Origin of the sequence: Nocardioides soli, from assembly GCF_014191495.1 — a bacterium.
Taxonomy (GTDB): domain Bacteria; phylum Actinomycetota; class Actinomycetes; order Propionibacteriales; family Nocardioidaceae; genus Nocardioides; species Nocardioides soli.
Genome location: NZ_JACHWR010000001.1, coordinates 1,540,778 through 1,553,455 on the forward strand (window position 1 = coordinate 1,540,778; position 12,678 = coordinate 1,553,455).

General features: G+C 70.4%; 12 protein-coding genes and 1 pseudogene. 10 read left to right on the forward strand and 3 right to left on the reverse strand.

Going from position 1 to position 12,678, the window contains the following annotated elements; translation table 11 throughout:
• Window positions 1-126 precede the first annotated feature (126 nt).
• The 9 genes and pseudogenes from FHU40_RS07745 (at window position 127) to FHU40_RS07785 (ending at window position 8,405) form a co-directional block, all read left to right on the forward strand.
• Window positions 127-282 carry a hypothetical protein gene (locus tag FHU40_RS07745; protein ID WP_183592292.1) on the forward strand — a complete coding sequence of 52 codons (156 nt, stop codon included), beginning with the start codon at window positions 127-129 and terminating at the stop codon, window positions 280-282.
• 92 nt (window positions 283-374) lie between these two features.
• Window positions 375-1,622 (forward strand): IS256 family transposase, encoded by a 1,248-nt coding sequence (locus FHU40_RS07750; protein WP_183591284.1) that lies wholly within the window; start codon window positions 375-377, stop codon window positions 1,620-1,622.
• Window positions 1,623-1,669: 47 nt separating this feature from the next.
• A pseudogene (locus tag FHU40_RS07755) lies at window positions 1,670-3,460 on the forward strand (2-oxoacid:acceptor oxidoreductase subunit alpha); the annotation flags it as partial.
• Window positions 3,460-3,777 (forward strand): ferredoxin, encoded by a 318-nt coding sequence (gene fdxA / locus FHU40_RS07760; RefSeq protein WP_183591642.1) that lies wholly within the window; start codon window positions 3,460-3,462, stop codon window positions 3,775-3,777. The pseudogene FHU40_RS07755 and the gene fdxA, both read left to right, overlap by 1 nt.
• Window positions 3,774-4,775 carry a 2-oxoacid:ferredoxin oxidoreductase subunit beta gene (locus FHU40_RS07765; protein ID WP_183591643.1) on the forward strand — a complete coding sequence of 334 codons (1,002 nt, stop codon included), beginning with the start codon at window positions 3,774-3,776 and terminating at the stop codon, window positions 4,773-4,775. Before fdxA ends, FHU40_RS07765 begins: the two co-directional genes overlap by 4 nt.
• 53 nt (window positions 4,776-4,828) lie before the next feature.
• Window positions 4,829-5,926, forward strand: a complete 1,098-nt coding sequence (locus FHU40_RS07770; protein ID WP_252274711.1) for a PLP-dependent cysteine synthase family protein — start codon at window positions 4,829-4,831, stop codon at window positions 5,924-5,926.
• Between the two features lie 68 nt (window positions 5,927-5,994).
• Window positions 5,995-6,273, forward strand: coding sequence for a TFIIB-type zinc ribbon-containing protein (locus FHU40_RS07775; RefSeq protein ID WP_183591644.1), 279 nt, complete (start codon window positions 5,995-5,997; stop codon window positions 6,271-6,273).
• Window positions 6,274-6,321: 48 nt separating this feature from the next.
• Entirely contained in the window at window positions 6,322-7,005 is a 684-nt protein-coding gene (locus FHU40_RS07780; RefSeq protein WP_183591645.1) for a spermine/spermidine synthase domain-containing protein, read from the forward strand.
• Window positions 7,002-8,405, forward strand: coding sequence for a class II fumarate hydratase (locus tag FHU40_RS07785; protein ID WP_183591646.1), 1,404 nt, complete (start codon window positions 7,002-7,004; stop codon window positions 8,403-8,405). The genes FHU40_RS07780 and FHU40_RS07785 overlap by 4 nt, the downstream gene beginning before the upstream one ends.
• Before the next feature lie 90 nt (window positions 8,406-8,495).
• Here the strand turns inward: FHU40_RS07785 and FHU40_RS07790 are convergent, their stop codons facing one another.
• From FHU40_RS07790 to FHU40_RS07800, 3 genes are all read right to left on the reverse strand, one after another.
• A complete protein-coding gene (locus tag FHU40_RS07790) occupies window positions 8,496-9,170 on the reverse strand; it encodes an aggregation-promoting factor C-terminal-like domain-containing protein (RefSeq protein WP_183591647.1) in 675 nt (224 codons plus the stop codon).
• 236 nt (window positions 9,171-9,406) lie between these two features.
• The gene (phoH2, locus tag FHU40_RS07795; RefSeq protein WP_183591648.1) at window positions 9,407-10,765 is read right to left on the reverse strand and encodes an RNA 5'-3' helicase PhoH2; all 1,359 of its coding nucleotides are present in this window, start codon (window positions 10,763-10,765) and stop codon (window positions 9,407-9,409) included.
• Between the two features lie 268 nt (window positions 10,766-11,033).
• Window positions 11,034-11,804: an isoprenyl transferase gene (locus FHU40_RS07800; RefSeq protein WP_183591649.1), complete on the reverse strand. Its 771-nt coding sequence runs from the start codon at window positions 11,802-11,804 to the stop codon at window positions 11,034-11,036.
• A gap of 105 nt (window positions 11,805-11,909) precedes the next feature.
• Between FHU40_RS07800 and trhA the strand changes: the two genes are divergently transcribed.
• Window positions 11,910-12,653: a PAQR family membrane homeostasis protein TrhA gene (gene trhA / locus FHU40_RS07805; RefSeq protein WP_183591650.1), complete on the forward strand. Its 744-nt coding sequence runs from the start codon at window positions 11,910-11,912 to the stop codon at window positions 12,651-12,653.
• Window positions 12,654-12,678: the final 25 nt, after the last annotated feature.

The window sequence follows — 12,678 nt, forward strand, 5'->3', positions numbered from 1 at the left end:
CTGAGTACGGCGCCGGGCGCCGCAGCGGCGCCCGGGCACCCGACCGGCAGGCGAGGAGCAACTGTCGCCGATCCCGCGGGGACGCGACCGGCCGCCCGCGGAGACGAGCAACGGATGAGGACGCGCATGATCAGGCAGGACAAGCAGGTCAAGCAGCTCGATCGGGTGATCATCCGGTTTGCTGGTGATTCCGGTGATGGGATGCAGCTGACGGGTGATCGGTTCACTCAGGAGTCGGCGGTGTTCGGCAATGATCTAGTTGAGTCCCCGATGATGGTGTAACGCGGTTGCCGGCCTCGTCGTAGTAGACGTGGAGCGGCCACCGCGTGATCTTCGAGTGAACCCTTCACAGCACTCTCGAACGGAGCATCACGGTGACCGCACCTCACATTGTCGACCCTGCCGGCCTGCTTGGCGAGGCCCTGGCGGAAGCCTCCCCGGACCTCATGCGCAACCTGCTGCAGACGGTGATCAACGCGCTGCTGTCCGCCGACGCCGACGCGGTGGTCGGTGCCGAGTGGGGCCAACGCAGCCCGGACCGGACCGCGCAGCGCAACGGCTACCGGCACCGCGACCTGGACACCCGGGTCGGCACGATCGACGTCGCGATCCCCAAGCTGCGCACCGGGACGTACTTCCCCGAGTGGCTGCTCGAGCGGCGCAAGCGGGCCGAGTCGGCGCTGATCACGGTGGTGGCGGACTGTTATCTGGCCGGGGTGAGCACCCGCCGGATGGACAAGCTCGTCAAGCAGCTGGGCATCAACAGCCTGTCGAAGTCGCAGGTGTCCCGGATGGCCGCCGACCTGGACGAGCAGGTCGAGGCCTTCCGCCACCGGCCCCTCGACGAGGCCGGACCCTTCACGTTCGTCGCCGCCGACGCCCTGACCATGAAGGTGCGCGAGGGCGGGCGGGTCATCAACGCCGTGGTCCTGATCGCGACCGGTGTCAACGGTGACGGGCACCGCGAGGTCCTGGGCATGCGGGTGGCCACGGCCGAGACCGGGGCGGCGTGGAACGAGTTCTTCGCCGACCTCGTGGCCCGCGGCCTGGCTGGGGTCCGGCTCGTGACCTCAGACGCGCACGCCGGCCTCGTCGAGGCCATCGCGGCCAACCTTCCCGGCGCCACCTGGCAGCGCTGCCGCACCCACTACGCCGCCAACCTCATGAGCGTGACCCCGAAGTCGATGTGGCCGGCGGTCAAGGCGATGCTGCACTCGGTCTACGACCAGCCCGACGCCGCCGCGGTGCACGCCCAGTTCGACCGGCTGCTGGACTACGTGGCCGCCAAGCTGCCGGCGGTGGCCGAGCACCTCGACGCCGCCCGCGCCGACATCCTGGCCTTCACCGCCTTCCCCAAGGACGTCTGGACCCAGATCTGGTCCAACAACCCCTCCGAGCGGCTGAACAAGGAGATCCGGCGCCGCACCGACGCCGTGGGCATCTTCCCCAACCGGCAGGCCATCGTTCGCCTCGTCGGGGCCGTGCTGGCCGAACAGACCGACGAATGGGCCGAAGGCCGCCGCTACCTCGGCCTCGAAGTCCTCGCCCGCTGCCGACTCGCTCCAGTGACCGACACGACGACGGAGGTGAGCACCGACCCCGTCCTCGAACTCAGCGCCTAACCCCTACGAAGGATCACAGGCGATACACCACTACCTGGGACTTGACCAATGATCTGGTGACGTTGCCGAACTTCCCGGCCGAGATCCGGGCCCCGCAGGGCACGTTGCCGGGCGTGTCGTCGTTCCAGGTGCACTTCGCCGATCACGACATCCTGACCGCGGGGGATGCGCCGGATGTGTTGGTGGCGATGAATCCGGCGGCGTTGCGGGCGAACCTGGGTGATCTGCCCCAGGGCGCGACGATCATCGTGGACACCCACGACTTCACCGCCCGGAACCTGACCAAGGCCGGGTATGAGTCGAACCCGCTGGACCTGCTGGGTGATGCGAACGACCCGCTGGGGGCGTTCGCGGTGCAGCCGGTGGACCTGACCGGGATGACGGTCGAGGCGGTCAAGGAGTTCGGCCTGTCCCGCAAGGACGCCGCCCGGGCGAAGAACATGTTCGCCCTCGGGCTGCTCTCGTGGATGTACGGCCGCCCGACCGAGCCCACCATCGCGTTCCTGGAGAAGCGGTTCGCGAAGGTCGAGGCGATCCGCGACGCGAACATCACCGCGTTCAAGGCCGGCTGGAACTTCGGGGAGACCACCGAGGCGTTCGTGGTCTCCTACGAGATCAAGCCCGCCCCGATGGCCCCGGGGGTCTACCGCAACATCACCGGCAACCTCGCCCTGGCCTACGGCCTGGTCGCCGGCGGCGTCCAGTCCGGGCTCCCGGTGTTCCTGGGCTCCTACCCGATCACCCCGGCCTCCGACATCCTCCACGAGCTGTCCAAGCACAAGGCCTTCGGCGTCACCACCTTGCAGGCCGAGGACGAGATCGCCGGCATCGGCTCCGCGATCGGCGCCTCCTTCGCCGGCTCCCTGGGCGTGACCACCACCTCCGGACCCGGGATCGCGCTGAAGTCCGAGGCCATCGGCCTGGCCGTGATGACCGAGCTCCCCCTAGTCGTCATCGACGTCCAACGCGGCGGCCCCTCCACGGGCCTGCCCACCAAGACCGAACAGGCCGACCTCCTCCAGGCCATGTACGGCCGCAACGGCGAGGCGCCGGTCCCGATCGTCGCGCCGCAGTCACCGGGCGACTGCTTCGACGCCGCCCTCGAGGCCGCCCGCATCGCCATCACCTACCGCACGCCCGTGATGCTGCTCTCCGACGGCTACCTCGCCAACGGCTCCGAACCCTGGCGGATCCCCGAGATCGTCGACCTGCCGAAGATCGACCCGGCGTTCGCGACTGCCGAGGACCTGACCGAGGACGGGAAGTTCCAGCCGTACGCCCGCGACGCCGAGACGCTGGCGCGTCCCTGGGCGCCCCCGGGCATCGCCGGCCTCGAGCACCGCATCGGCGGCATCGAGAAGGCCGACATCACCGGCAACATCTCCTACGACCCCGCCAACCACGACCTCATGGTCCGCACCCGCCAGGCCAAGATCGACCGGATCGCCGACTCCCTCCCCCCACTCGAGGTCGACGACCCCTCCGGCCCCCCAGGACACGGCAAGGCCAAGGTCCTCGTGATCGGCTGGGGCTCCACCTACGGCCCCATCGGCGCCGGCGTACGCCGCGTCCGCAAGGCCGGCCACCACGTCGCGCAGGTCCACCTGCGCCACCTCAACCCCTTCCCCCACGACCTCGGCGACATCCTCCACCGCTACGACAAGGTCCTCGTCCCCGAGATGAACCTCGGCCAACTCTCCCTCCTACTCCGCGGCAGATACCTCATCGACGCCATCGGCTACAACCAGATCAACGGCATGCCCCTCAAGGCCGCGGACCTGGAGCACCACATCCTCACCCACCTCACCCACCTCAGCGAAGAACTGCGAGCCAACTGATGACCTACGTGATCTCCCAAGGGTGCATCGATCTCAAGGACCGTGCCTGCGTGGACGAGTGCCCCGTCGACTGCATCTACGAAGGCCCGCGGATGCTCTACATCCACCCCGACGAGTGCGTCGACTGCGGCGCCTGCGAGCCCGTCTGCCCCGTCGAGGCGATCGCGTACGAGGACGACCTGCCCAGCGAGTCGGCGGGCTACCTCGCGATCAACGCGGAGGTGTTCGCCGACCTCGGCTCGCCGGGCGGAGCCGCGGGCGCCGGCATGATGCCCGCCGACCACCCGCTCGTGGCGGCCGCGCAGGCATCGGCATGACCGCCACCGGGCTTCCGTTCCCCGGACTCCGATCGGGTGTCGAGCTGGTCCCCACCACCGACCAGCCCCAGACCGGCAAGGACTTCACCTCCGACCAAGAGGTCCGCTGGTGCCCGGGCTGCGGCGACTACGCCGTCCTCAAGGCCGTCCAGGGCTTCCTGCCCGACCTCGGCCTGCGCCGCGAGAACATCGTCTTCGTCTCCGGCATCGGCTGCTCCAGCCGGTTCCCCTACTACCTCGACACCTACGGCATGCACTCGATCCACGGACGCGCACCCTCGATCGCCACCGGCATCGCGACCGCCCGCGAAGACCTCTCCGTCTGGGTCGTCACCGGCGACGGCGACGCCCTCTCCATCGGCGGCAACCACCTCATCCACGCGCTGCGCCGCAACGTCAACATGACGATCCTGCTGTTCAACAACCGGATCTACGGCCTGACCAAGGGCCAGTACTCCCCCACGTCCGAGGCCGGCAAGATCACCAAGTCCACCCCCATGGGCTCCCTCGACCACCCCTTCAACCCCGTCTCCCTCGCGCTGGGCGCCGAAGCCACCTTCGTCGCCCGCACCATCGACTCCGACCGCAAACACCTCACCACCGTCCTCTCCGCGGCCGCCGCCCACCGCGGCACGTCGCTGGTGGAGATCTACCAGAACTGCCCCATCTTCAACGACGGCGCCTTCGACACCCTCAAGGGCGCCGACGCCACCGAGCAACTGCTCCGCCTCGAACCCGGTGTCCAGGTCACCGCCCACGGCCACACCTGGGCCCACGACCCCACCGAGCCCGACCCCACCTGGCAGTTCGCCCTCTCCCGGCTCGACACCGATCCCCACACACCCACCCCCATCGGCATCTTCCGCCAGGTCGAGCGCCCCACCTACGACGACCAGGCCCGCGCCCAGCTCGCCACCGCCCGGCAGGCCGCACCCGGTGAGCCGACCGACCGTCTCGCCGCCCTCATCGGCAGTGGCGACACGTGGATGGTCAACTGAGGCACCGAAGACGCAACGCGCAGGGTGCATCGCAGGTCGAGTAAGGAGTAGAAGTGTCTGTTGTCCCGATCCGAGCCGTTCAACCGTCGACGAGCATCGACCGGTCGTGGGTGGAGCACGCCATCCACTGCCTGCGCGCCGACGAGGCGCGCAGCGCGGACACTCACATGGTCAAGCTGCCCACCGGCGACGACGCGTCCGCGCTGATCTACCTCAAGGACGAGTCGACCCATCCGACGGGCAGCCTCAAGCACCGGCTGGCGCGGTCGCTGTTCCTGTACGCGATCTGCACCGGCGACATCGGCCCCACCACCACGGTCGTCGAGGCCTCCAGCGGCTCCACGGCCATCAGCGAGGCGTACTTCGCCCGGCTGATCGGGGTGCCGTTCGTGGCCGTCATCGCACGCTCCACGAGCCCGGCCAAGGTGGCCCTGATCGAGCGGGAGGGCGGCCGGTGCGAGTTCGTCGATCGCGCCGACGAGGTGTACGACGCCGCCAGGCTCCTCGCGGAGAGCGTCGGGGGCCACTACATGGACCAGTTCACGAACGCGGAGCGGGCCACCGACTGGCGCGGCAACAACAACATCGCGGAGTCGATCTTCGAGCAGCTGACCGAGGAGCCGTTCCCGATCCCCGACTGGGTCGTGGTCGGCGCCGGCACGGGCGGGACCAGCTCCACCATCGGGCGCTACCTGCGCTACCGCGGCCACGAGACCCGCCTCGCGGTCGTGGACCCGGACGGGTCGGCGTTCCTCCCGTCGTACGCCGGCGAGGGGACCACCGCTCCCGGATCACGGATCGAGGGGATCGGCCGGCCTCGCGTGGAGCCGTCGTTCCTGCCCCACGTGATCGACCGGATGATGCGGATCCCGGACGCCGCGTCCGTCGCCGCCATGCGCTTCCTCGGCGATCGCGTCGGCCTGCGTGCCGGGCCGTCCACCGGGACCAATCTCTACGGCGCGCTCCGGCTGGCCTGCGAGATGCACGAGCGCGGGCAGCGCGGCAGCATCGTGACGCTGATGTGCGATCGATCCGATCGCTACGACGCGACGTTCGACGACGACGACTGGCTCCGGCAGCAGGGGCTGGACTTCGAGCCCTACCTCGAGGTCGTCGAGACGGCGTGGACCACGCAGACCTGGATCGGCTGACCGCCTCGAAGCGGAACCCCGCGGCCGACTCGTGCGTTCGACCGGGTGAACGACGAGAGGACACGACCATGCAGTGCCCCACCGACGGCACCATCCTGGTGATGAGCGAACGCAGCGGCATCGAGATCGACTACTGCCCGAGCTGTCGGGGCGTGTGGCTCGACCGCGGCGAGCTCGACAAGCTCATCGAGCGCTCGCTGACCCAGCCGGCACCCCAGCCCGCGCCGCCGCAGGCCCAGCAGTCCTACCAGCAGCCGCACCAGCAGTCCTATCAGCAGCCCTACCAGCAGGGCGGCTACTACAAGAAGAAGCGCAAGGAGAGCTGGCTCAGCGAGCTCTTCGACTGACGGTCCCTGGCGCCGGGTCCGTCGCGTCGGGTCCGTAGGGTCGGGCGGGTGGAGTACGTCGAGATCGCCCGAGCCGAGTCCGAGCGCGGCGAGCTGGTGCTGCGCGAGCGCCGGTCCGAGGCCGGTTCGAGCGCGCTCGAGCTGCGCGCCAACGGCGTGTTCGTCATGGACACGCTCGAGGTGAGCACCGAGCAGGCCCTGGCGAGCGGCGCGCTGGCGACCGTCGACGACCCCCGCGCGGTGTTCGTGGGCGGCCTCGGCCTCGGGTTCACCATGCACGAGGTGCTCGCCGACAGCCGCGTCGAGAAGGTCGCGGTCGTGGAGATCGAGCAGGCCTTGGTCGACTGGATGCGCGACGGCACGATCCCCCACGGGCCCGCGATGCTGGCCGACGAGCGGGTGACGATCGTGGTGGCCGACGTCGCGGTCGCGCTCGCCGAGGCCGCGCCCGCGTCGTACGACCTGGTGCTGCTCGACGTCGACAACGGGCCCGGCTACCTGGTGCACGAGGTCAACGCGGCGCTCTACGAGGAGCCGTTCCTCCGGGCCGCGCGGCGGGCGCTGCGCCCCGGCGGCGTCCTCGCGGTCTGGTCCGCCGCGGACTCCCCCGAGCTGGCCGAGCAGCTGCGCGCGGCGTTCGGCAACGTCCAGGGCCAGGCGCACGACGTGCTGCTCCAGGATCGCGACGAGCAGTACTGGCTGTTCGTGTCGCGGGTAACGTCCGAGGCATGAGCGACTCCGTGATCAGCGACGCAGCCTTCCGGGTCGAGCACGACAGCATGGGCGAGGTCCGGGTGCCGGCGGCGGCGCTGTGGCGGGCGCAGACCCAGCGCGCGGTGGAGAACTTCCCGATCAGCGGCACGCCGATCGAGCCGGCGCTGATCCACGCGATCGGCCGGGTCAAGTCCGCCGCGGCGCGGGTCAACGGCGAGCTGGGCATCCTCGACCCCGCGCAGACGGACGCGATCGTCGGTGCGGCCGAGTCGGTGGTGGCCGGCGAGCACGACGACCAGTTCCCGATCGACGTCTTCCAGACCGGGTCGGGCACCAGCTCCAACATGAACGCCAACGAGGTCGTCGCCACGCTGGCGCAGCGATCCGGCACCGACGTACACCCCAACGACCACGTGAACGCGAGCCAGTCGAGCAACGACACGTTCCCGACCGCGATCCACGTGGCCGCCGCCCTCGCGGTCGTCGACGACCTGCTGCCGGCCCTCGACGTCCTGGCCGGCAGCCTGGAGCGCAAGGCCGACGAGTTCGCGGGCCTCGTGAAGTCCGGCCGCACGCACCTGATGGACGCGACGCCGGTGCTGCTCGGTCAGGAGTTCGGCGGGTACGCCGCGACCGTGCGGTACGCCGCCGAGCGACTCGAGTCCGTGCTGCCCCGGGTCCGTGAGTTGCCGCTGGGCGGCACCGCGGTCGGCACCGGGATCAACACCCCGCCGGGCTTCGCCGAGCGCGTGATCGCGGTGCTCGGCGAGGCGAGCGGCCAGCCGTTCACCGAGGCGCGCAACCACTTCGAGGCCCAGGGCACCCGCGACTCGCTCGTGGAGCTGAGCGGCGTGCTGCGCACCTACGCCGTCGGGCTCACCAAGATCTGCAACGACCTGCGCTGGATGGCCTCGGGCCCGACGACCGGGCTCGCCGAGATCCACCTGCCCGACCTGCAGCCCGGGTCGAGCATCATGCCGGGCAAGGTCAATCCGGTGCTGCCCGAGGCGACGCTGATGGTCTGCTTCCAGGTCGTCGGCAACGACGCCGCGGTGGCCGCCGCCGGCGCCAGCGGCAGCTTCGAGCTCAACGTCGCGATGCCGGTGATCGCCCGCAACGTGCTGGAGTCGGTGCGCCTGCTCGCGGCGTCCTCACGGCTGCTCGCCGAGCGCTGCGTCGACGGCATCACCGCGAACGCCGACCGGATGCGGCAGTACGCCGAGTCCTCGCCCTCGGTCGTCACCCCGCTGAACCGCTACCTCGGCTACGAGGCCGCCGCCATGATCGCGAAGCGGGCGCTGGCCGACGGCGCCACGATCCGGGAGACCGTGATCGCGATGGGTTACGTCGAGCGCGGCGAGCTCACCGAGGCCCAGCTCGACGCGGCGCTCGACGTGGAGTCCATGACGCACCCGTAGGACTTCTCGGGCAATCCCTGACGTTCTGGGGTGTTGCACCGCCCGAGAAGTGCGGGGATACCCGGTGGACCGGGTATCCCTGCAGGACGGTCAGTACCAGCCGTGCGACTGCGAGTGTCCCCAGGCACCGCACGGGCTGCCGTACCGGTCCTGGATGTAGCCGAGGCCCCAGGTGATCTGGGTGACCGGGTTGGACGCCCAGTCGGGGCCGGCGGAGGCCATCTTGGAGCCGGGCAGCGACTGCGGGATGCCGTGCGCGCCGGAGGAGGGGTTGTGAGCGGCGGGGTTCCAGTTGCTCTCGCGCGTCCACAATGAGTCCAGGCAGCCGAACTGGTCGCCGGAGAAGCCGAACTGCGGCAGCAGCGCCCGGGCGATGTCGCGCGGGTCGCCGTCGGTCACGTCCACGGACGCGGTGCGCGCCGGCCCGCTGTCGACGGAGAGCGCGCTGACCTTGTCCGGGTCGGCCTCGCGCCGGCGATCGGCCGCGCGGGAGACGACCTCGCGGTCCGCGAGCGCGGCCGCCGCGGCCCGCTCGTCGCTCGACGTGCCGGCGAGGCCGCCGGTGATGTCGCTGCCGAGGTCCTGGGCCGTGGTCGTCATCTGCGCGGGCGTGCCGAGGAGGCCGCCGGCGACGGAGATACCGGTGACGGCGGCGGCGACCGAGGTCATCACCAGTCCGGTGCGCAGCGCCTTCGTGGGCGCGCTGCGCAGGGTCGGCTCGGGGACGCTCCGGTGCTTCGGGACGTACTTCGTGCGCTTCGACAAGGCTCGCTGACTCGGGGTAGACGACTCGGGGCAGGCGATCCGGCTGGACCGGCGACGACGCTGTCGAAGGTCACGAAGAGATCACGAGCCACCCTGCCGGACGGAGCAGGTGGTTGCAAACCGAACTGCCTAACCAGTCGGGAGAAAGTCGCCGGCGGCCACCTCCCCTGTCACAGCAGCCACAGATGCCTCAGCAGCACCGGGGCGGCCCGGCGGTCCGGGGTACCGATCGGCACTCAGACCGTCATGTTCTCCAACATCTCGGTCACCAGGGCGGCGATCGGCGACCGCTCGGAGCGGGTCAGCGTGACGTGGGCGAACAGCGGGTGTCCCTTGAGCTTCTCGACCACGGCGACCACACCGTCGTGCCGCCCGACCCGCAGGTTGTCCCGCTGCGCGACGTCGTGGGTGAGCACCACCTTGGAGTTGGCACCGATCCGGGACAGCACGGTCAGCAGCACGTTGCGCTCCAGCGACTGCGCCTCGTCGACGATGACGAAGGCGTCGTGCAGCGACCGGCCCCGGATGTGGGTCAGCGGGAGCACCTCGAGCATGCCGCGGTCGAGCACCTCGTCGATGACCTCACGGGTCGTGATCGCCCCGAGGGTGTCGAAGACCGCCTGCGCCCAGGGCGACATCTTCTCCGACTCCGAGCCGGGCAGGTAGCCGAGCTCCTGGCCGCCGACGGCGAACAGCGGCCGGAACACCACGACCCGCTGGTGCTGACGCCGCTCCATCACCGCCTCGAGGCCGGCGCACAGCGCGAGCGCGGACTTGCCGGTGCCGGCGCGGCCGCCGAGCGAGACGATCCCGACCTCCGGGTCGAGCAGCATCTCCAGCGCGACCCGCTGCTCGGCGGAGCGGCCGTGGATGCCGAACGCCTCCCGGTCGCCGCGCACCAGGTGCACGTGCTTGTCGGGGCCGACCCGGCCCAACGCCGTACCGCGCTCGGAGAGCAGCACCAGCCCGTGGTGGCACGGCAGGTCCCGCGCGGCCTCGAGGTCGAGGACGCCGTCGTCGTACAGCTCGTCGAGATCGGCGGCCGCGACCTCGAGCTCGGCCATGCCGGAGTAGCCGGTGTCGGAGTCACTGACGGCCTCGGCGCGGTACTCCTCGGCGTCGAGTCCGACCGCGGACGCCTTGATCCGCAGCGGCAGGTCCTTGGAGACGAGCGTGACCGCGTGGCCCTCGTTGGCGAGGTTGCGGGCGACCGCGAGGATGCGCGTGTCGTTGTCACCGAGGCGGAAGCCCGACGGCAGCGACTCGGGGTCGGTGTGGTTGAGCTCGACCCGGATCGTGCCGCCCTCGTCGCCGACCGGCACCGGCTCGTCGAGCCGGCCGTGGGTGATCCGCAGCTCGTCGAGCATCCGCAGCGCCGTACGGGCGAAGAAGCCCAGCTCGGGGTGGTGCCGCTTGCCCTCGAGCTCGGTGATCACCACGACCGGGAGCACGACCTCGTGCTCGGCGAAGCGCCGCAGGGCGCCCGGGTCGGCCAGCAGCACGCTGGTGTCCAGGACGAAGGTGCGGACGGCGGGCGGTGTCGCTCGATCGGCAGTGGTGGCGGAGCGCTGTGACTTCTGAGCCTGGGTCGGCACGATGACACCCCTTCAGCAGGCCGGCGGGCACTCCGCGTCCGGCCATCTGCTCACTCTGATGGACCGGAACGAGCCCGAGGGCCGGAGTGCCGGCTCCCGGTCGCGCACCCGCGAGGGGGATCCCCCCGATGGTGTGCTGTGCAGTCGTGAATGCTCACGAACGGGCCTCCCGATACGGGGAGCTTCCCCACTCCCCGATACCCGCGAACGTACGCCGCGGCCCCACGGGTTCCGGGACGACACGCCCGAACGGACGGTGAAGGCTCGGTTACGAGCCGAAGCGCCGCTCGCGCTGCGCGTAGGCACGGATCGCGCGCAGGAAGTCGACCCGCCGGAAGTCGGGCCAGTAGGCCTCGCAGAAGTAGAACTCCGACTTCGCCGACTGCCACAGCAGGAAGCCGCCGAGGCGCTGCTCCCCCGACGTACGGATCACCAGGTCGGGATCGGGCTGGCCCTTGGTGTAGAGGTGCTCGGCGATGTGCTCGACGTCGATCGTGGTGGCGAGCTCCTCGAGCGACATGCCCTTGGCCGCGGACTCGTGGAGCAGCGAGCGTACGGCGTCGGCGATCTCGCGACGGCCGCCGTACCCGACCGCGACGTTGACCAGCATCCCGTCGACGTCGCGGGTCGCCTCCTCGGCCGCCTTCAGCTTCTCCGCGACCTCCGCGGGCAGCAGGTCGAGGGCGCCGACGGGATGGATCCGCCACTTCTGCTGGTCGGCGAGCGAGGCGACGGCCTCGCCGATGATCTCCAGCAGCGGCAGCAGCTCGTGCTCGGGCCGGTTGAGGTTGTCGGTGGACAGCAGCCACAGCGTGACGACCTCGATGCCGACCTCGTCGCACCAGCCGAGCAGCGGCTCGATGTTCGCGGCGCCGGCCCGATGGCCGTGCGCGGTGTCGTGGCCGACGGCACGCGCCCACCGGCGGTTGCCGTCGAGCATCACGCCGACGTGCTGCGGGACGTTCTCGGGCATCCGCCGCAGAACGCGGGCCTCGTACGCCGGATAGAGCACCCGTCGCACTCCCCGCTTCCAGTCCACCTGTCGATGGTAGCGAGCGAACCGCCCATTTCGTGGTCGCAACGTTGACGTGACGTTCGCCGCCTGTGCGGTTTCCGTCACCGGGCGCCGGGTAGGTTCTGCGTCATGAACCAGGCCATGAACCACGCGGTGCGAGCGGGGCTCGACCAGGCCCGCGAAGCCGTCGCGGAGTTCCGGGCCGAGTTCAAGGCCGAGATCAAGCCGAAGCTGCGCGGCTGGTTGCACCTCGCGATCGCCCCGCTCACGCTCGCGGCCGGGATCGTGCTCATCGCCCTGTCGCCCACGCCGGCGACCCGGATCGGCTCGGCGCTCTTCACCGGATCGGCCCTCGTACTGTTCACGGTGTCCGCGATCTACCACACCGGCACCTGGTCACCTCGGGTCTGGGCGTTCCTGCGGCGCTTCGACCACTCCAACATCTTCTTGCTGATCGCCGGCTCCTACACGCCGTTCAGCCTCCTCCTCCTCGACGGCACGCCGCGCGTGGTGCTGCTGGCGACCGTCTGGAGCGGCGCCGTGCTCGGCGTCGGCTTCCGGATCTTCTGGACCGACGCGCCGCGCTGGCTCTACGTGCCGATCTACATCGCGCTCGGCTGGGCGGCGGTCTTCTTCATCCCGTCGTTCCTCGACGGCGCGACCCGGCTCGGGGTCGGCGTCGGCATCGCGACGTTCGTGATGATCGTGGTCGGCGGTGCGCTCTACACCTTCGGCGGCGTCGTCTACGGCTTCAAGCGACCCAACCCGTGGCCGCGCTTCTTCGGCTTCCACGAGGTGTTCCACAGCTTCACGATCCTCGCGTTCGTCTCCCACTACGTGGGCGTATCGCTCGCGACGTACTCCCTGCGCTGACCGGTCGGATCGCCGGCGTCGGTCC

Bases quoted from the DNA above. Each gene is read 5' to 3' on its own strand.
- FHU40_RS07745 (WP_183592292.1), top strand. From the start codon at position 127: ATGATCAGGCAGGACAAGCAGGTCAAGCAGCTCGATCGGGTGATCATC.
- fdxA (WP_183591642.1), top strand. From the start codon at position 3,460: ATGACCTACGTGATCTCCCAAGGGTGCATCGATCTCAAGGACCGTGCC.
- FHU40_RS07765 (WP_183591643.1), top strand. From the start codon at position 3,774: ATGACCGCCACCGGGCTTCCGTTCCCCGGACTCCGATCGGGTGTCGAG.
- FHU40_RS07775 (WP_183591644.1), top strand. From the start codon at position 5,995: ATGCAGTGCCCCACCGACGGCACCATCCTGGTGATGAGCGAACGCAGC.
- FHU40_RS07785 (WP_183591646.1), top strand. From the start codon at position 7,002: ATGAGCGACTCCGTGATCAGCGACGCAGCCTTCCGGGTCGAGCACGAC.
- trhA (WP_183591650.1), top strand. From the start codon at position 11,910: ATGAACCAGGCCATGAACCACGCGGTGCGAGCGGGGCTCGACCAGGCC.